This window comes from Alloalcanivorax sp. C16-1 (assembly GCF_046507805.1).
Taxonomy (GTDB): domain Bacteria; phylum Pseudomonadota; class Gammaproteobacteria; order Pseudomonadales; family Alcanivoracaceae; genus Alloalcanivorax.
On the sequence record NZ_JBKFTK010000003.1, the window covers coordinates 314,379 to 333,449 of the forward strand.

A 19,071-nucleotide genomic window follows, 5' to 3' on the forward strand; every position below is an offset into this window, starting at 1 on the left:
GACGACCAGTCACGGCCCGTTCCGCCCAATCAAAAAGGGCACCCGACCGGGTGCCCTCCTGGTTTCCGCGGGACGGAGCGACTTACTCCTTGTAGTCCCGGGTTTCGCGGATCACCACCTTGCCGTCCTTCACTTCGGCGATCTGCGGCTCGGCGCCCAGGTTGCCGTCGTCGGTGATGGCGGTCACGTCATAGGGATTGTGCTTGGCGTCCACGTCCTTCAGCGCTTCCGGGATGGCGGCGCGGATGGCGGCCGGGTCGTCCACGGAACCGGCTTCCTGCATGGCGTGCATCAGCAGGTACATGGCGAAGTAGTGGTAGGCGGTTTCCGAGGTGGCAACACCGTCGTGCTTCTCTTTCCAGAGCTTCACGAAGCGCTCCGCGCCCGGGGTATTGTAGTTGGCCAACGGCACCACGCCCACGGAGCCTTCCAGGGACTCGAGGCCACCGGACACCTTGGCTACTTCATCGATCTTGGCCTGGTCCATGATCACGAAGCCGCCCTTGAAGCCCAGCTCGCGCGCCTGGCGCACCACCAGACCGGTGGGCTCGGAGGCGCCGCCCACGAACATCACGTCCGGTTTCTCCGCCAGCACCTTGCTCACGCCGGTGTAGTAATCCGCGGACTTGTTGTAGTCCATCGGGTTGGTGGCGACCACTTCACCGCCCATTTTGCGCCATACCGGCACGAATTCCTTGGTCCAGTACTTGGCGTAGTCGTGGGTGGCGTTGGCCACCGCCATGTTCTTGCCGAAGCGATCCATGGTGATCTTGGCGAACGGCACCAGGTAGTCGGTAAAGTTCGGCGGAATCTTCACGGTCAGCTTGTTGCCCTTGGCGGTCACCGCCGGCACCGAGGTGTAGGACATCACCAGGAAGCCGTCACGCTCGTTGAAGGCCTGCAGGGCGAAGGTACCGCCGGAGTGCGGCGTAAAGATCACCGGCGCCTTGTACTGCTGCACCAGACGCTTGCCGTTCACGGCTGCCTGGCTGGGTGAGTATTTGTCGTCCAGGGCTTCGATCTTGATGGTGTAGTTCTCACCGTCCACGTCGAAACCGCCGGCCTCGTTGATTTCGTTGGCGGCCATGCGCAGGCCTTCCACGGTGTTTTCACCGTACAGGGCGGCGCCGCCGCTGAGCGGACCGGTGAAGCCGATGGTAACTTCGTCAGCCTGGGCCGCGCCGCCCAGGGCCAGCGCCACGGCGCTGGCGACCGCGAGGCGTCGAAAGGTTCGGGTCAATTTCATGATGCTGTTCTCTCCCAATGTTTTTTGTGGGGGTATTGTTGTGTTGATGAACTGCTTTTTCTTTGATTCGGATCAGGCACCGATGTACGCCTTGCGCACCGCCTCATTGCCGAGCATGGCTTCGCGGTCCCCTTCCATCACCAGGCGACCGTTTTCGATCACGTAGGCGCGGGTGGCGATTTTCAGCGCCGCGAAGGCATTCTGTTCCGCCAGCAGCACCGTGGTGCCCTCGCGGTTGATGGCCTGCACGGCCTCGAACACCTGCTTGACCACCAGCGGCGCCAGCCCCAGGGAAGGTTCATCCAGCATCAGCAGCTTGGGACGGCCCATCAGGGCGCGACCGATCGCCACCATCTGCTGCTGACCGCCACTGAGCGAGCCCGCCGCATCGTCCTTTTTGTCGTTCAAAATCGGGAACATTTCAAGGACATGGCCCAATGTTTTTTTCATACCGGCGCGATCACGGCGGTGCACGTAGCCACCCAGCATCAGGTTTTTCAGCACCGACATTTCCGGAAACAGCTTGCGGCCTTCCGGACATTGCACCACGCCGGCCTGCACCAGCGCCGACGGTTTCCTGCCGGTCACGTCCTCGCCGTTGAGGCTGATACGCCCGGCACTGGCCTTGAGCAGGCCGCTGATGGTGTTGAACAGGGTGGACTTGCCGGCGCCGTTGGCGCCCAGCAGCACCACCAGCTCGCCGGCCTCCACGTTCATGGAGACGCCGTCCAGGGCCTTGAAGCCTTCGTAGCGGGCGTCAACGTTCTCAAGCTTCAACATCTTCGTCACTCCCCAGATAGGCTTCGATCACCACCGGATCGTTCTTGATCTGTTCCGGCGTGCCTTGGGCGATCTTTTCGCCGTGGTCCAGCACCACGATCTTGTCCGCCAGACTCATGATCATGTCCATCTTGTGCTCGATCAGACACACACTGATGCCGTGCTCCACCATCTTGCGGATCAGCGACGCCAGGTTCTCGGTTTCCTCCGGGTTGATACCGCCGGCGGGTTCGTCGAGCAGCACCAGCTCCGGGTCGGTGGCCATGGCCAGGGCGAACGCCACCCGCTTACGCTCCTCCTGACTGATGTCGAGGATAAAGCGGTTGCCCAGATGGGACAGGCCGACGAAATCCAGCACCTCGGCGGCGCGGGCGCGGCACTTCTTCTCTTCGTCGCGCAGGCGCTTGGAGTTGATGATCACGTCCCACAGCCGCGACTGGGTGCGCAGCCGGTGGCCGACGATCAGGTTGTCCAGCACCGTGGACTGCTCGAACAGCATGGTGGTCTGGAAGGTGCGCGCGATGCCCAGCCGGGCAATGCGGTCCGGCGACATGCCGGTCACGTCCATGCCCTGGAACTCGATGGTGCCGTCACTGGGCGGCATGGCGCCGGCCACCAGGTTGAAGAAGGTGGTCTTGCCGGCGCCGTTGGGCCCGATGATGGCGTTGATCTTGCCGGCCTCGAAGGTGACGCTCACGTCGTTGACCGCGGCCAGACCGCCGAAACGCTTGGTCAGATTGCTGATTTTCAGCAGCGGGTGATCAGCCATGGGTGCCGGCCTCCTCGGAATTCTTGTTCTCGACGCGGGACGCGCTCTGTTTGGCCGGTGCCTTGCTGGCCAGCCGGCGGCCACGCCAGGTCAGGAAGGTGCCCACGATGCCGCGCGGCATGAAGATTACCAGCACCACCAGCAGCGGCCCGAACACGATCATCCGGTACTCCTCGAAGGACTGCACCGCCTGGGTGATCCAGGTAATCAGCAGGGTGCCCACCAAAGGCCCCATCAGGGTGCCGATGCCGCCCACCAGCAGATAGGTGATGACGTCGAAGGTGTGAGTGATCTCGGCCAGATCCGGGCCGATGAACCGCACCACCCCGGCCAGCAGCGCGCCGGCCAGACCGGCGTAGGTGGTGGACAGCACGAACGCCAGCACCTTGTTGCGCATCAGGTTGATGCCCAGGGACTGGGCCAGATCGTCGCTGATGCGAATCGCCAGGAAGGTGCGGCCCACCAGGGAGCGGGAGATGCGGCTGATCAGCCAGATCGCCAGCACCAGGAAGAACAGCACCAGGTAATAGAACGGAATGGTTTCGGTAAAGTCCACCAGACCGAACCCCTCCGGCGGGGCGATGCTGATCACCCCCAGGGTACCGTGGGTGACTTCTTCCCATTTCTCGATCAGCAGATAGATGATGAAGCCCACGCACAGGGTGAAGATGGCGAAGTAATGCTCCTTCAGGCGCAGCGACACCACCCCCACCAGGAAGCCCAGGAAGGCACCGATCACACCGGCGGCGATGAACGCCGGCCAGAACGCCCAGCCGTAGTCCACGGTGAGCAGACCCACCGCATAGGCACCGATGGCGAAGAAGCCGCCATGGGCAAGGTTCAGCTGGCCGCAGTAGCCGGTGATGATGTTCAGGCCGTATACGGCAATGGCCCAGATAAAGGCCAGCGCCATCACATAGATCTGGTATTCACTGGTGGCCACCAGGGGGAACAGGATGCCGGCCGCGATCAGCACGATTTTCATGGCCGGGCTGGCGAGGAAATTCATGATGCGATCCATTAGCGCACCCCCTTGGTGAACAGGCCGGTGGGTTTAATGGACAGGATGGCCACCAACAGCACGAAGGCGATCAGGTCCTTGTAGGTGCCGGACAGGTAGTAACCGCCCAGCGCCTCGGCGAAGCCGATGATCAGGCCGCCGACGATGGCGCCGGGGATGCTGCCCATGCCGCCCAGGATGATGATCACGAACGCTTTCATGATCACCAGGTGGCCCATGGCCGGGTACACCAGGTTGATCGGCGCGAACAGGGTGGCGCCCACCGCCGCCAGGAAACCGGCGATGGCGAAGGTCATCATCGCCACCCGGTTGGCGTCGATACCGACCAGGAAGGCGCCTTCCCGGTTCTGCGCCATGGCGATGATGGTGGAACCGGTCATGGTCTTTTTCAGATACAGGTGCAGCGCGCCCATCAGCGAGAAGGCGCCGACGATGATCAGCAGGCGCTGGGCCGGCAGGGTCAGCGAACCGAAGTGGAAGATCTCGGTGTAGGGAGTGGGCATGCGGCGGAAATCCGCGCCCCAGTGCATCTGCACCACGGCTTCCAGGAACAGCAGGATGCCGATGGCGGCGATCTTGTCATGGATCGGCGGCGCGTGGCGCAACGGATGGAACACCAGCCGTTCGCAGAGCACCGACAGCACCGCCACCACTATCCCGGCGCCGGCCATGGCCACCCAGTAGTTGAGGCCGTGCTCGACCATGATGAAATAACTGACGTAGGCGCCCACCATATAGAGCGCGCCATGGGCGAAGTTGGGAACGTGCAGGATACCGTAGACCAGGGTCAGCCCCAGGGCCACCAGCCCGTAGATACTGCCCAGCGTCAGGCCGTTGAGTGCTTGTTGCAAAAACACGTCCAAGGCTTGAACTCCTCGTTGTTATGAAACCGCCGCGCACGGCCCTTCCGGAAGTCCCGTCGTCCGGTCCGCGCGCTGATACGATTTCGTTTTTCTTGTCATTAAAACGGCCCGTGAAGAGCCGCCGTTGACGCTAGCAGCGGGCGCCGCCAGCGTCAATATTTCGGAACACTGTTTCGTTATGGAAACGCGACCGGTGTCAGGCCTGCTTCTGGTGCGCCGCCCATTCCGCTTCCTGCAGCGCGCGCCACATCACCTTGCCGGTGGGCGAACGGGGCAATTCGTCACGGAATTCAACGATCTGCGGCACCTTGTAGGCGGCCATCTGTTCCTTGCACCAGTCGATGATGTCCGCCTCGCTGACCTTGCCTTTCTCGGCGGCGGTCAGCACCACGCAGGCCTTGACGGTTTCGCCGCGGCGGTCGTGGGGCGCGGAAATCACGCAGCTTTCCTGAATCGCCGGGTGCCGGTACATAAGGCTTTCGACCTCCGCCGGCCAAACTTTAAAACCGGAGGCGTTGATCATCCGTTTAACCCGGTCGACGATGAAGAAATAACCCTGCTCGTCGTAATAGCCCATGTCACCGGTGCGGAAAAAGCGTTTGCCGTCCAGGTCGATAAAGGCTTTTTTGGTTTCCTCGGGACGGTTCCAGTAACCCTGGAACACCTGCGGGCCATTGGACACGATCTCGCCCACTTCACCGACACCCAGCTCTTCGCAGGTTTCCTCGTTGATGATGCGCGAGTCGGTGTCGAACACCGGAATGCCCAGGCACTGCTTCTTGGGGTGGTCCGCCGGGTTGATGTGGGTGGCGGCGATGGTCTCGGACAGGCCGTACCCCTCGATGTAGCGCAGGCCGGTGAGATTGAACAGCTTGTCGGACACCGCTTCCGGCATGGCCGCGCCGCCGCCGCCGATGTTCTGCAGGCTGGACAGGTCAAACGATTCCACGTCCGGATCGGACAGCAGGTCGATGGCCATGGTGACGATGTTGGTCCAGCTGGTGACCCGGTAGCGCTCGATCAGCTTGGCGGCGGTGCGGCGGTCCCAGCGGGTCATCAGCACGATGCAGGAACCCTGGAAGATGGGGCTGTTCATGGCGCCCTGCATGCCGGTCACATGGAAGTACGGCAGCGTCGCCAGGGTCACGCCCTCGCGGCCGCCGCCGGGCCGCCAGGCGGCGCCGTGCACGCAGGTGGCCATCACCGAGCGGTGGGTGTGCATGCAGCCCTTGGGCGCGCCGGTGGTGCCGGAACTGTAGGGGAACACCGCCAGGTCGTCGGCGCCCACCAGCAAATCGCCGGGCCGGTAGCCGGCGTCCAGGGCCGCCCGCCAGCCGATCACGCCCTCGCCGCTCACCGGCTGGGCCGGCGCGCGCACTTCCGCGGGCAGCTCCAGGTCGGTGTCGGCGGCGGCGTAGTCGCCGTAGGCGGCGACGATCACGTGGCGCAGGCGTTCATGGCCGATCAGCGATTCGATCTGCCCGAACACTTCCTGACCGCACAGACACACCGAGGCCTGGGTGTCTTCCAGATAATGCTCCAGCTCGGCGGTGCGGTTCATCGGATTGATCGGCACCACGATGGCGTTGGCGCGCAGAATCGCATAGTAGCCAATGATGAACTGGGGCGCGTTCTGCATGAACAGCAGCACGCGATCACCCTTTTCCACGCCCAGGTGCTCGAGCTGACCGGCCAGCGCGTCCACCTCGTCCTTCAGCGCCCGGTAGGTGATCGGCCGATCATAGTAAATGATGGCGTTCTCATTCGGGTAGCGAAGGGCGGAAATCGCCAGATTCTCGTAAAGGCTGGTTTCCGGCAGGGTCAGATGATGGGGGGCCCCATCCGGCCAGACGGCAAAATGCCGATCGAACATGCCTGTACTCTCCCTAAAAAGTCGAACCGTTTCATGGCGCGGACGAGCCGCGCCCTTTTGTAGAAATTAAGTTGTAGAAATCAACTGTGGAATTACGCTATCAAAATACGCCGCCGGCCGGCATGGTAATACCGGCCGGCGAGCGTGAAAAAACCGACGCCCGGAACGCGGGCAGGCAGCCAATCTGACATGGCCTCCCGGGACCGTCAATATTATTTTGGAATATGATTTCGCAAAACGGACACCACCTGGAAGGGTCAGGGCAGCGGCCGTTCCCCCTGCTCCCAGCAGCGGTCCGCCAGGGCGTCGTCACAGCGGGTCGGCTGCAGGGGCATCACCGATACGAAACCGTCGCGCAGGGCCACCACATCGGATTGCGGATGCTCGATGCTGCCCGGGCGGCGCTCGAAGGACAACCAGTGATAGGTCAGGCCACGCCCGTCGGTACCGTGCACCAGGCGCGGCCCGGCGATGCCGCCACCGATCTGCCGGGTGAACCGGCTGCCGCGCAGTTCCGCCACCGGCCGGTCCGGGAAATTCAGGTTCCAGCAGGCGCGCTGGTAACCGTCCCGATCGGCGCCGGCCTGCCACAGTTCCCGGATCAGGGCCGCCGAGTGACGCTCGGTGGGGGCGTAATCGATGGCGTCCCGGTCGCCGACGAAGGCCTGGCTCAGGGCGATGCCCGGCAGCCCCAGATGGGCCGCCGCCAGCACCGCGCCCACGGTGCCCGAATACATCACCGAATCGCTCAGATTGGCGCCGCAATTGACGCCGGAGAGCACCAGATCCGGCGGGTCCTCGGCGAACCATTCGGCCATCGCGAACATCACGCAATCCGCCGGCGTGCCGGACACCGCGAAGCGCCGCTCGCCGTGGTGGTAGACGCGCAGCGGCGAGTGCAGGGAAATGCCCTGCCCCACGCCGCTCTGGTCGTGCTCCGGCGCCACCGTCCACACTTCGTCGGCCAGGTCGGCGGCCACCGCCTCGGCGACCCGCAGGCCCGGGGCGTCGATGCCGTCGTCGTTGGTGACCAGAATACGGCGGAATGTTTTCGACATGAGACTCTCTCGGTTGGGGTTCGCTATTTATGCGCCCGGGCGATCTGCCAGCCGCGCTCGGCCATCAGGCCGGCGCGCTTGCCCACCTCCAGGGCGTCCCGGTTGCTGGCGTTGCCCTGCAGGGCGCGGGCGTACACCCCCTGCAGAATCGCCGCCGAGCGGAACAGGGCGAACGCCAGGAACACCGGCCAGTCGTTGATACCGTCGCGGCCGGCCCCTTCGCAGTAGCGCTCCAGCAGGGTGCGCTCGTCGGGGATGCCGCGGGCGCTCAGGTCCAGGCCATCCAGCCCGCGCACGCCGTTGACACCATGGGGCATGTGGTACGGCAGGCAACAATAGGCCAGGTCCGCCAGCGGGTGGCCGATGGTGGCCAGTTCCCAGTCCAGCACCGCCACCACCCGCGCTTCCCGATTGTCCACCAGCAGATTGCCCAGGCGGAAGTCGCCGTGGGCGATGGCGGCGCTGTCATCGTCGGGGATGTTGTCCGCCAGCCAGGCCATCAGGTTGTCCATGGCCGGCAGCTCATCGGTCTTGGACGCCTCGTACTGGGCGCTCCAGCGCTTCACCTGGCGGGTCACATAGCCCTGGGGCCGGCCGAAATCGCCCAGCCCGGCGGCCTGGTAGTCGACCTTGTGCAAGCGCGCCAGGGTGTCGATCTTATCCTGATAAAGCCGGGTGCGATCGTCCTTGTCCAGGCTTTCCAGCTGCGGGTGGGAGTAAACCCGGCCCGGCACGAAATCCATCACATAGAAGCTGGTGCCGATCACCTCGTCGTCCTCGCACAGCACGTGCATGGTCGGCACCGGCACCTGGCTGTGTTCGCCCAGCGCCTTCATTACCCGGTATTCCCGGTCCACCTGGTGGGCGGAGGGCAACACCTTGCCCGGCGGTTTCTTGCGCAGTACATAGCGACGGCTACCGCTTTCCAACAGATAGGTGGGGTTGGACTGGCCGCCCTGGAACTGGCGCACCGTCAGGGGACCGTCGAGCAGGTCCCGTTGCTGAAGATAGTCGGCCAGGCGCTTTTCGTCGATGCGGTGGGCGTCCAGGACCGGCACGATCTCCGGTTGACCTTCCATAAGAACCTCACGCAATCAGCAGATCGTTTCGCCGCCGTCGGCCACGATGGTCTGGCCGGTGACATAGCCACTGGCCGCGCTGGACAGGAACAGCGCCACCCCGGCGATGTCCACCGGTTCGCCGATGCGGCGCACCGGGGTACGCTCCTCGGCGCGCTTGCGGCGTTCCGGGTCCTCGGTGAGCGCCTTGGCGAAGTCGGTGCGCACCAGGCCCGGGGCGATGGCGTTGACGCGGATGTTGCGCGGGCCCCACTCCACCGCCAGGTTGCGGGCCAGGGCGGCCTCGGCGGCCTTGGACACGCCGTAGGTGCCGATCACGGTATTGCCGCGCAGGCCGGCGATGCTGGAAATGATCACCACGTTGCCACCGCCGTTCTTGTCCATCTCCGGCAGCACCCGGTTGCACAGCCAGAAGGTGCCCTTGACGTTGGTGTCCATGATCTTGTCCCAGGCCTCGTCGGTGAGTTCGGCGGTGGGACCGTAAACCGGGTTGGTGGCGGCGTTGCACACCAGAATATCGATTTTGCCGAAGGCGGCCAGGGTTTCGTCGACCAGATTCATCAGGTCGTCTTTCTTGCCCACGTTGCAGGGCACGGCGATGGCCTCGCCCCCTTCCGCCTTGATCGCCTCGCACACTTCGTGGCAGGGCTCCGGCTTGCGGCTGGAGATCACCACCTTGGCGCCGGCGCGGGCCATTTCCTCGGCGATGGATTTACCGATGCCCCGGGTGGACCCGGTGATCAGGGCGACCTTGCCGGTCAGATCGAAGAGCTTGCTCATTGTTGTTCTCCTTGGTTTTACCGGTACCGGCCCAGTTCGAGCTTGGCGATGGTGTCCAGGTGCACCTCGTCCGGGCCGTCGGCCAGGCGCAGGGTGCGCAGGTTGGCCCAGGCGGAAGCGAGGAAGCTGTCCTGGCACACGCCCAGGGCACCGTGCACCTGGATGGCGCGGTCCACCACCTTAAGGGCCATCTCCGGGGCGATCACCTTGATCATGGCGATTTCCTGACGGGCCACCTTGTTGCCCACGGTGTCCATCATGTGCGCCGCTTTCAGGGTCATCAGCCGTGCCTGTTCGATTTCCAGGCGCGAGCGGGCGATGTCCTTGCGGATGGAATCGAACTGGGACAGCTTGCGGCCAAAGGCCTCGCGGGCCTCGACCCGCTGGCACATGGCTTCCAGAGCCCGCTCCGCCAGGCCGATGGTGCGCATGCAGTGGTGGATGCGGCCCGGGCCCAGGCGGCCCTGGGCGATCTCGAAGCCACGGCCCTCGCCGAGGATCAGGTTGCCCACCGGCACCCGCACGTTGTCGTAGACGATTTCCGCGTGCCCCTTGGGGGCGTGGTCGTAGCCGAACACGTGCAGGGCGCGCTCGATGGTCACGCCGGGGGTGTCCAGGGGCACCAGGATCTGGGATTGCTGCTGATGGCGCGGCGCCTCGGGGTCGGTCTTGCCCATCACGATGGCGATCTTGCAGTCCGTGGACATGGCACCGGAGGACCACCACTTGCGGCCATTGATGACGTACTCGTCACCGTCGCGCTTGATCTCGGTGCAGATGTTGGTGGCGTCGGAGGACGCCACTGCCGGCTCGGTCATCGAGAAGCAGGAGCGGATCTCACCGGCCAGCAGCGGCTTGAGCCATTGTTCCTGTTGTTCCGGGCTGCCGTAGCGGGCCAGCACTTCCATATTGCCGGTGTCCGGCGCCGCGCAGTTGAACACCTGCGGCGCCATGCCGCTGCGGCCCATGATTTCGCACAGATGCGCGTAGTCGTAGTTGTTCAGACCGGCGCCCAGTTCGCTTTCCGGCAGAAACAGGTTCCACAGGCCCTCGGCCTTGGCCTTCTGTTTGAGTTCCTTGACGATGGGCGGCGGCGCCCAGCGGTTCTCCCCGGTGTTGATTTGCTCCGCGTAGAGCGCTTCGTTGGGGTAGATGTGCTGATCCATGAAGGCAACGAGCTGGTCGTGCAGGGCCTGGGCCCGGTCGGAAAGGGGCAGCATGGGCTCTCCTCGGGTGTTTCCGGCGTGGTTCTGAGGCCCGCCGGAACGGAACGCCCGGCGGACATACTTATTGGTATGTCGGGAGAATGTGGCATGCCCCGGCGATGCCGTCAAATAAATTGAAATGGCATTTCGATTTCAGGAATCGACGTCGGAGCGCTGCCCGGCCAGGGTCGGGCACTGGCGCAGACTGGCCAGGTAGCAGTCCACGAAATCCGCCGCCTCGGCGTCCAGATCGAAGCTGTCCGGCAGCAGCAGCCAGGTATAGAGCAGACCGGTCATCTGCACGTGCAGCAGGGTGATGGCGCGGTCGATATTGAGGGTGGCGGGCAGTTGGCCGCGTTCGATGGCGTTGCCCAGGGTGCGGCGCACCTTGGCGCCGCCGTCCAGGAAGCTGTCCCGTACCCGAGCCATCAGCGGGTCGGTTTCCTTGGTAAATTCACATTTATAAAACAGAATCTCGAATACCCTGCGGTGATCCGGATCGCGGACGGTACGCTGAAGCACATAGATCAGCACATCGCGCAGGCGGCCCAGCGGGTCGCTCTCGTTGGGGTCCTCGGCGCGTTGCGACAGGGCCTCGGTGGGCAGGCGGTGGCGGCTGAGCATGGCCTCGAACACGTCGTGCTTGTTCTTGAAGTGCCAATAGATGGCACCCCGGGTAACACCGGCTTCCTGAGCGATGTCGTTCAACGAGGTGCGCGCCACGCCCTTGAGATGGAAAACGCGCTCGGCGGCGTCCAGGATCTGTGTGCGCGTTTCCAGCGCTTCCGCTTTGGTCCGTCTGGCCATAACCGGTACCGGGTGATTCGCAGGTTTGCCTGTTTCCGCACGCTTTCTTTTTGCATGAAATGTGCATAAACAGTGCCGTTCACGGGCACGTACTATACATACGTTCTTGAACGTATGTATACTCCGGAGCCTTCATACTTTGATACGCATCCATTTCGACGCGAATAATTTAGAACCGAGGTTTCCATGCGCAGAGGTTCGGTGTCCCTCCCCTTTATCGCCCTTTTTTCGCTGGTCCTGGCGGCCTGTGATGACGGCAACCAGCAACAGCAGCAGGCGGGCGGACCGCCGGAAGCCGGGTTTATCACGGTGGAACCACAGACTTTCACCCAGACCACCGAACTGCCCGGGCGCACCACGCCCTACCAGGTGGCGGAAATCCGGCCCCAGGTGAACGGCCTGATCGAGGAGCGGCTGTTCGAGGAAGGCCAGGAGGTCAACGCCGGCGACGCCCTGTACCGCATCGACGACAGCCTTTACCAGGCGCAGGTGGAAAGCGCCAAGGCCGACCTGGCCCGCGCCCAGGCCACCCTCAAATCCACCCGCCTGCGCGCCCAGCGCTTCGAGCGGCTGCTGGAAATGAAGGCGGTGAGCCAGCAGGAGTACGATGAGGCCCAGGCCGCCCTCGGCGAGAATCAGGCCCAGGTGGCCGCCGCCCGCGCCGCCGTGGACAGCGCCCGCATCAATCTGGATTACACCACCATCGAAGCGCCGATCAGCGGCCGCATCGGTCGCTCCTCGGTGACCGCCGGCGCCCTGGTCACCGCCAGCCAGGCCCAGGCCCTGGCCACCATCCGCCAGCTGGACCCGATCTACGTGGACCTGACCCAGTCCAACCGGGAACTGCGCCAGCTGCGCGCCGCCCTGGAAGCCGGCCGCCTGCAGAAGGTGGGTGAGGGTCAGGCCCGCGTCACCCTGCTGCTGGAAGACGGCAGTTCCTATGACCGGGAAGGCGCCCTGCAGTTTTCCGAATTCGCGGTGGAGGAAAGCACCGGCTCGGTGACCCTGCGCGCCCTGTTCCCGAACCCGGACAGCGACCTGCTGCCGGGCATGTTCGTGCGCGCCCGCCTGCCCCAGGGCGAGCGCGACAACGCCATCCTGGTACCGCAGAAAGGCGTCACCCGGGACCCCAACGGCAACGCCACCGCCCTGGTGATCGGCGCCGAGGACAAGGTGGAACAGCGCAAGGTGACCACCGAACGGGCGGTGGGCAACCAATGGCTGATCAGCGACGGCCTGAAGGCCGGCGACCGGCTGATCATCGAGGGGCTGCAGAAAATCCGCCCGGGCGCCAAGGTGAAACCGGTGCAGGTCGACCCGCGGGGCGACAGCGCCGCGCCGGCCACCGAGGACGGCTCCGCCAGTGGCAATGCGCCGCGCCCAGAAGCCCCGGAGCAGGCCGGCCAGGAACAGCCCGGCGACGACGCCCAGCAGCAAGACGCGCACTAACCGACCGCCCACGCAACAGGGACAATCATGGCCAGATTCTTTATTGACCGACCCATCTTCGCCTGGGTGATCGCCATCGTCATGATGCTCGCCGGGGCGCTGTCGATCTACAACCTGCCGGTGGAGCAGTATCCCACGGTGGCGCCGCCGGAGGTGAGCATTCGCGCCACCTACCCGGGCGCCTCCGCGGAGGCGGTGGAAGACTCGGTGACCCAGGTCATCGAGCAGCAAATGAACGGCATCGACAACCTGCTGTACATCGATTCCACCAGTGACTCCACCGGCACCGCCCAGATCGCCCTGACGTTCGCCGCCGGCACCGACCCGGACATCGCCCAGGTGCAGGTGCAGAACAAGCTGCAACTGGCCACGCCCCGTCTGCCCCAGGTGGTGCAGCAGCAGGGCGTGCAGGTGAGCAAATCCTCCGATTCCTTCCTGATGGTGCTCGCCGCCACGTCCAGCAACGGCAGCATGAGCCGCACCGACCTGTCGGACTATCTGGGCGCCAACGTGCAGGACCCGATCAGCCGGGTGCAGGGGGTGGGCACCACCCAGCTGTTCGGTGCCCAGTACGCCATGCGCGTGTGGCTGGATCCGAACAAGCTGAATCAGTACGACCTGACCCCCACCGACGTGATCCAGGCGATCACGGTGCAGAACAATCAGGTCACCGGCGGTCAGCTGGGCGGTCAGCCGGCGGTGAAGAACCAGCAACTGTCCGCCTCGATCATCGTCCAGACGCTGCTGGAGACGCCGGAGCAATTCGGCGAGATTCTGCTGCGGGTGAACAATGACGGCTCGCGGGTGCGGCTGCGTGACGTGGCCGAGGTCAAACTCGGCTCGGAAAACTACAACTTCGACGCCCGCTTCAATGGCAAACCGGCCTCCGGTCTCGGCATCAATCTGGCGTCCGGCGCCAATGCCCTGGACACCGCCGACCGGGTGCGCGCGCGGCTCGACGAACTGAGCCAGTTCTTCCCGGAAGGCATGGAAATTTCGTACCCCTACGACACCACGCCGTTCGTGAAGATTTCCATCATGGAGGTGGTCAAGACCCTGTTCGAGGGCATCCTCCTGGTGTTCCTGGTGATGTTCCTGTTCCTGCAGAATTTCCGCGCCACCCTGATTCCCACCATCGCCGTGCCGGTGGTGCTGCTGGGCACGTTCGGGGTGCTGTTCGCCTTTGGCTTCACCGTCAACACCCTCACCATGTTCGGCATGGTGCTGGCCATCGGTTTGCTGGTGGACGACGCCATCGTGGTGGTGGAGAACGTGGAACGGGTAATGGAGGAAGACGGCCTGGGGCCGCTGGAAGCCACCCGCAAATCCATGGACCAGATCACCGGCGCGCTGGTGGGTATCGCCCTGGTGCTGTCCGCGGTGTTCGTGCCGATGGCGTTCTTCCCCGGCTCCACCGGCGCCATCTACCGACAGTTCTCGATCACCATCGTGTCGGCCATGACCCTGTCGGTGCTGGTCGCGCTGATCCTGACGCCGGCGCTGTGCGCCACCATGCTCAAGCCCTCCTCCGCCCAGCATCAGGAGAAGAAAGGCTTCTTCGGCTGGTTCAACCGCAACTTCAACCGCGCCAGCCATCGCTACCAGGGCCGGGTGGAAAAAATGATCGGCCACCGTGGCCGCTATCTGCTGATCTACGTGGCCATCGTGGCGGCCCTCGGCTTTACCTTCAGCCGTCTGCCCAGCGCCTTCCTGCCGGAAGAGGACCAGGGCATCATGCTCAGCCAGGTGCAGCTGCCGGTGGGCTCGCCGCTGGGCCAGACCATGGACGTGCTCGGCAAGATGGAGGACTACTACCTGAACAAGGAAGCGGCGGTCACCTCCATCTTCACCGTGGGCGGGTTCAGCTTCGCCGGTCGCGGCCAGAACTCGGGCATCGCCTTCGTGCGGCTCAAGGACTGGGAAGAACGGGATCTGAGCACCGACGGCGTACAGCAAATCATCGGCCGCTCCATGGGCTATTTCTCGCAGATTCGCGAGGCGATCATCTTCGCCCTCAACCCGCCGGCGATTCCCGCCCTGGGCACCTCCGGTGGCTTCAACTTCCAGCTGCAGGACCGGGGCGGCCAGGGCCATGACGCCCTGACCCAGGCCCGCGACCAGCTGCTGGGGGCCGCCAACCAGGCCGGCAGCCTGTCCCAGGTGCGCTTCAACGGCCTGCCGGACGCACCCACCTACGACCTGGAAGTGGATCGTCAGAAAGCCCAGGCCATGGGCGTGTCCCTGGCCGACATCAACAACACCCTGTCGGTGGCCTGGGGCTCCAGCTATGTGAACGACTTCATCGACCGGGGCCGGGTCAAACGCGTCTACGTGCAGGGCGAGGCCCCGTTCCGGATGCTGCCGGAGGACATCAACAACTGGTACGTGCGCAACGGCGTCGGCGAGATGGTGCCGTTCGACACCTTCTCCGACGGGGAATGGACCTACGGGCCCCAGCAGCTGCAGCGCTACAACGGCGTGTCGTCCATGAACATCCAGGGCAACGCGGCCCCCGGCGTGAGCACCGGTGAAGCCATGGCCACCATGGAGCGGCTGGCCCGGGATCTGCCCGACGGCTTCGGCTTCGAGTGGACCGGTCTGTCGTTCCAGGAGCAGCAGGCCGGCGCCCAGGCACCGGCGCTCTATGCCCTGTCGCTGCTGGTGGTGTTCCTGTGTCTGGCGGCACTCTATGAGAGTTGGTCGATTCCGTTCGCGGTGATGCTGGTGGTGCCGCTGGGTGTGATCGGCGCGGTCCTGGCCGCCACCCTGCGCGGTCTCAACAACGACGTGTTCTTCCAGGTGGGCCTGCTGACCACCGTGGGGCTGTCGGCGAAGAACGCGATTCTAATCGCCGAGTTCGCCAAGGACCTGGAGGACGAGGGCTATTCGCTGCTCAAGGCCACCCTGGAAGCCACCCGCATGCGGCTGCGACCGATTCTGATGACCTCGCTGGCGTTCGGGCTCGGCGTCACGCCGCTGATGCTCAGCAGCGGCGCCGGCTCCGGCGCGCGCAACGCGATCGGCACCGGGGTATTCGGCGGCGTGGTGGCGGCCACCGTGCTGGCGATCTTCTTCATCCCGCTGTTCTACGCCCTGGTGCGTCGCCTCTCCGGCGTGCCGATGACCGGCAAGAAGGACGGCAGCACCGCCCTGGAAGACCGGGAAGCCCAGTCCTGATCGACGAGGTGGCGGCTCCCCGCCGCCACGCACCTCGCCGCTGACCACGACACGCCGCTGCCCCTCCCGGCGGCGTGCCGTCCCGGCATGGAGTTCTTAACGGCTTTTTTTATCAACGCCACCGCTTGCTTCTTACTTTTGGAATGAAAAGTGCAGAGCAACCCGGTATACAGCGTTCATTGCACGACTTCTTTGGTTTGCGTCTTTCGTTTGGTTAGGAAAAACACAATATGCTGATGGTGATGCGCGGCTGGACCGGCCGCTTTGTGCTGGCGCTGTCCGCCGTGCTCTGGCAGGGCCAGGCCGGCGCCGCCGACCATGACCTGCGCCTGGGGGCCCGGGTGGGTGGCGGTGAGGGACTCGATTATTACAGCCTGTTCGCCCGCTGGCCCTCCCACTGGCTGCAACGTCAGGTGGTGGAGCGCTGGCTCGACGGCGATCTGATCCAGGCTTACTGGGACGCCTCCGTGGAGCGCTGGGAAGGCTTTGATGGGGACGGCCGCGACAACGCCACGGAGGTCTATATCTTCGGGCCGGTAGCCCGGGTCAACTGGCCCAGCGACCGGCTTTATCTGTTGCTAGGCGTGCAACCGTCCTATATGAGCCATGCCCATATCGACGACGACGACATGGGCGGCAATGTGCAGTTCACCAGCCACGCCGGCCTGGTGTTCGAGGTGACGCCGCGCCTGGCGGTGGGGTTGCGCGGCCAGCACACCTCCAACTCGCGTCTGTACAAACCCAACCCGGGCATGAATCTGGGTTCGGTGACGGTTTCGTTCCGGTTTTAAGTCCGCGCTGCCTTGAGGCCGGCGGATTTTCTCTCTAGCTTAGGGACCTTCCGCCGCCCTCCAGGAAGAAGGACCGTCATGTATCGCCCCTTGTTCGCCTGCCTGGGCTTCGCCTGCCTGGGCGGGGCCGCGCTCGCCCTGCCCGCTTTCGCCCAGACCGACGCCGACCCCGGCCCGCAATCGGAACACCGCCTGGACGCGGTCACCGTCACCGGCACCCGGCTGGAACGGGATCTGGCCGACCTGCCCGGCGCCGCCACGGTGGTGGACGCCGACCAGGTACAGGCCGGCCAACCCGGCCTGCAGCTCGACGAAAGCCTGAACCGGGTGCCCGGTCTTTACCTGCAGAACCGTTACAACTTCGCCCAGGGGCTGCGCCTGTCCAGCCGCGGGTTCGGCGCGCGGGCACCGTTCGGTGTGCGTGGCCTGCGCATCAACGTGGACGGCTTCCCGGAGACCCTGCCCGACGGTCAATCACAACTGGACAGCGTCGACCTGGAAACCCTGGACACCCTCACCGTGCTGCGCGGCCCGGCCTCGGTGCTGTACGGCAACGCCAGCGGCGGCGTGGTCGACATCACTACCCGCACCGGCCGCGACCTGCGCTACGGGCACCGCTTCAGCGTGGCCGGCGGCGCCGACGGCTACCGCAAGAGCAACCTGCAGCTGGGCGGCGCCGGGGGCGGCAACCATCATTACCTGAGCCTGACCGGGGTGCGCCACGACGGTGAACGGGCGCAGAGCGAGATGGAGAAGTACCTGCTCACCACCCGGGTGGGCCGGGCGCTGTCCGCCGAGCGCGACCTGGAGTTGTTCTTCACCGCCATGGACACGCCGGTGGCCGAGGACCCGGGCGGTCTGACCCGTGCCCAGGTGCGCGAGGATCGCCAGCAGGCGGCCCGCTTTTCCCGCCTGCTGGACGCCGGCCAGGAAGTGACCCAGCAGCGGCTCGGGGTGCTCTACCGGGACCGTAACCTGGGCGGCGAGCTGCGCCTGCGCGGCTTCATCAGCCGCCGGGACTTCCGCCAGCAACTGCCGTTCCCCGGCAGCAGCCTGATCGATTACCAGCGGCTGTTCTACGGCGCGCGCCTGGAATACACCGACCGGCTCAGTCTGTTCGGGCTCAGCCATCGTTATCTGGTGGGCCTGGACGTGGACCGGCAGCAGGACGACCGGGGCCGGCGGGCGGTGGACGCCGCCGGCAACGTCACCGCCCGCACCGGCGACGAGGACCAGACCGCCACCGCCAGCGGTCTGTTCCTGCAGACCGACACCGATCTGACCGAGGCTCTGGTGTTGTCCCTGGGGGCGCGCGCCGACCGGGTGCGCCTGGATATCGAGGACCATCTGCTCGGCGACGGCGATCAGAGCGGCGACCAGACGTTCCGCGAGGGCAGCTACAGCGCCGGCCTGACCTGGCACCTGCATCCCCGCCACAGCGTCTACGTCACGGTCAGCAACGCCTTCGAAACCCCCACCTTCACGGAACTGGCCAACCCGTCCGGCGCCGGCGGTTTCAATCCGGAGCTGGAGCCGCAAAAAGCGTTGAACCGGGAAATCGGCGGGCGCGGCCAGCTCGGCGACCGGCTGTTCTACGACCTGGCCCTGTTCAGCGTGCGGGTGCGCGACGAGATCACCCCCTACGAGCTCAACGGCCGCACCTTCTACGACAACGCCGCCCGCACCCGCCGGGACGGCCTGGAACTGATGCTCGAGCACCTGACCACCGAGCGGCTCACCCTGACCCTGGCCTACACCTATTCGGATTATGAATTCGAGGATTTCTACGACCAACAGCAAAACCAGGACGTGAGCGGCAACCGGCTGCCCGGCCTGCCCCGCCATCATCTGTTCGCGGAAGCCGCCTGGCGCTGGCAAAACGGCGCCTTTCTGGTGCTGGACGGTCGCTATGGCGGCCAGGTGTACGCGGAGAACACCAACGACACCCGGGTGGACGATTACACCGTGGCGGGGGCGCGACTGGGCCGGCAATGGCGGCTGCCGGCCAGCGCCTTCACCCTCTATGCCGGCGTGGACAACCTCTTTGACGAAGAGTACTTCGGTAATCTGCGTATCAACGCCAACAGCGACCGCCCCGATCCGGCGGATCGGGGCTACTTCGAACCGGCGCCGGGCCGGCACTGGTACGCCGGCGCGTCCTACAGCTGGTAGC

Annotated in this window: 15 protein-coding genes; 4 read left to right on the plus strand and 11 right to left on the minus strand. The window is 65.0% G+C overall.

Going from position 1 to position 19,071, the window contains the following annotated elements:
- Window positions 1-82: 82 nt before the first annotated feature.
- The 11 genes from ACLD0W_RS12035 to ACLD0W_RS12085 all read right to left on the minus strand — a co-directional run bounded on the left by ACLD0W_RS12035 (window position 83) and on the right by ACLD0W_RS12085 (window position 11,481).
- Entirely contained in the window at window positions 83-1,246 is a 1,164-nt protein-coding gene (locus tag ACLD0W_RS12035) for an ABC transporter substrate-binding protein (protein ID WP_410307725.1), read from the minus strand.
- 72 nt (window positions 1,247-1,318) lie between these two features.
- Entirely contained in the window at window positions 1,319-2,026 is a 708-nt protein-coding gene (locus tag ACLD0W_RS12040) for an ABC transporter ATP-binding protein (RefSeq protein ID WP_410307726.1), read from the minus strand.
- On the minus strand, window positions 2,013-2,795 hold the full coding sequence (locus ACLD0W_RS12045; protein WP_410307727.1) for an ABC transporter ATP-binding protein: 783 nt from the start codon (window positions 2,793-2,795) through the stop codon (window positions 2,013-2,015). The genes ACLD0W_RS12040 and ACLD0W_RS12045 overlap by 14 nt, the downstream gene beginning before the upstream one ends.
- A complete protein-coding gene (locus ACLD0W_RS12050; RefSeq protein ID WP_410307728.1) occupies window positions 2,788-3,816 on the minus strand; it encodes a branched-chain amino acid ABC transporter permease in 1,029 nt (342 codons plus the stop codon). The genes ACLD0W_RS12045 and ACLD0W_RS12050 overlap by 8 nt, the downstream gene beginning before the upstream one ends.
- On the minus strand, window positions 3,816-4,673 hold the full coding sequence (locus ACLD0W_RS12055) for a branched-chain amino acid ABC transporter permease (RefSeq protein ID WP_410308056.1): 858 nt from the start codon (window positions 4,671-4,673) through the stop codon (window positions 3,816-3,818). Before ACLD0W_RS12055 ends, ACLD0W_RS12050 begins: the two co-directional genes overlap by 1 nt.
- A 202-nt stretch (window positions 4,674-4,875) precedes the next feature.
- Window positions 4,876-6,552 carry a long-chain fatty acid--CoA ligase gene (locus tag ACLD0W_RS12060; protein WP_410307729.1) on the minus strand — a complete coding sequence of 559 codons (1,677 nt, stop codon included), beginning with the start codon at window positions 6,550-6,552 and terminating at the stop codon, window positions 4,876-4,878.
- 257 nt (window positions 6,553-6,809) lie between these two features.
- Window positions 6,810-7,610 carry a 5'/3'-nucleotidase SurE gene (gene surE / locus ACLD0W_RS12065; RefSeq protein WP_410307730.1) on the minus strand — a complete coding sequence of 267 codons (801 nt, stop codon included), beginning with the start codon at window positions 7,608-7,610 and terminating at the stop codon, window positions 6,810-6,812.
- Between the two features lie 23 nt (window positions 7,611-7,633).
- On the minus strand, window positions 7,634-8,704 hold the full coding sequence (locus tag ACLD0W_RS12070) for a phosphotransferase family protein (protein ID WP_410307731.1): 1,071 nt from the start codon (window positions 8,702-8,704) through the stop codon (window positions 7,634-7,636).
- Window positions 8,705-9,469 (minus strand): SDR family NAD(P)-dependent oxidoreductase, encoded by a 765-nt coding sequence (locus tag ACLD0W_RS12075; RefSeq protein WP_410307732.1) that lies wholly within the window; start codon window positions 9,467-9,469, stop codon window positions 8,705-8,707.
- A gap of 17 nt (window positions 9,470-9,486) precedes the next feature.
- Window positions 9,487-10,689, minus strand: coding sequence for an acyl-CoA dehydrogenase family protein (locus ACLD0W_RS12080; protein ID WP_410307733.1), 1,203 nt, complete (start codon window positions 10,687-10,689; stop codon window positions 9,487-9,489).
- Window positions 10,690-10,827: 138 nt separating this feature from the next.
- A complete protein-coding gene (locus tag ACLD0W_RS12085) occupies window positions 10,828-11,481 on the minus strand; it encodes a TetR family transcriptional regulator (RefSeq protein WP_410307734.1) in 654 nt (217 codons plus the stop codon).
- Between the two features lie 186 nt (window positions 11,482-11,667).
- On the opposite strand from ACLD0W_RS12085, the gene ACLD0W_RS12090 reads away from it, so the two are divergent.
- The 4 genes from ACLD0W_RS12090 (at window position 11,668) to ACLD0W_RS12105 (ending at window position 19,070) form a co-directional block, all read left to right on the plus strand.
- A complete protein-coding gene (locus tag ACLD0W_RS12090) occupies window positions 11,668-12,930 on the plus strand; it encodes an efflux RND transporter periplasmic adaptor subunit (protein WP_410307735.1) in 1,263 nt (420 codons plus the stop codon).
- Window positions 12,931-12,957: 27 nt separating this feature from the next.
- The gene (locus tag ACLD0W_RS12095; protein ID WP_410307736.1) at window positions 12,958-16,107 is read left to right on the plus strand and encodes an efflux RND transporter permease subunit; all 3,150 of its coding nucleotides are present in this window, start codon (window positions 12,958-12,960) and stop codon (window positions 16,105-16,107) included.
- 230 nt (window positions 16,108-16,337) lie between these two features.
- A complete protein-coding gene (locus tag ACLD0W_RS12100; protein WP_410307737.1) occupies window positions 16,338-16,898 on the plus strand; it encodes an acyloxyacyl hydrolase in 561 nt (186 codons plus the stop codon).
- Window positions 16,899-16,976: 78 nt separating this feature from the next.
- On the plus strand, window positions 16,977-19,070 hold the full coding sequence (locus tag ACLD0W_RS12105; RefSeq protein ID WP_410307738.1) for a TonB-dependent receptor family protein: 2,094 nt from the start codon (window positions 16,977-16,979) through the stop codon (window positions 19,068-19,070).
- Window position 19,071: the final 1 nt, after the last annotated feature.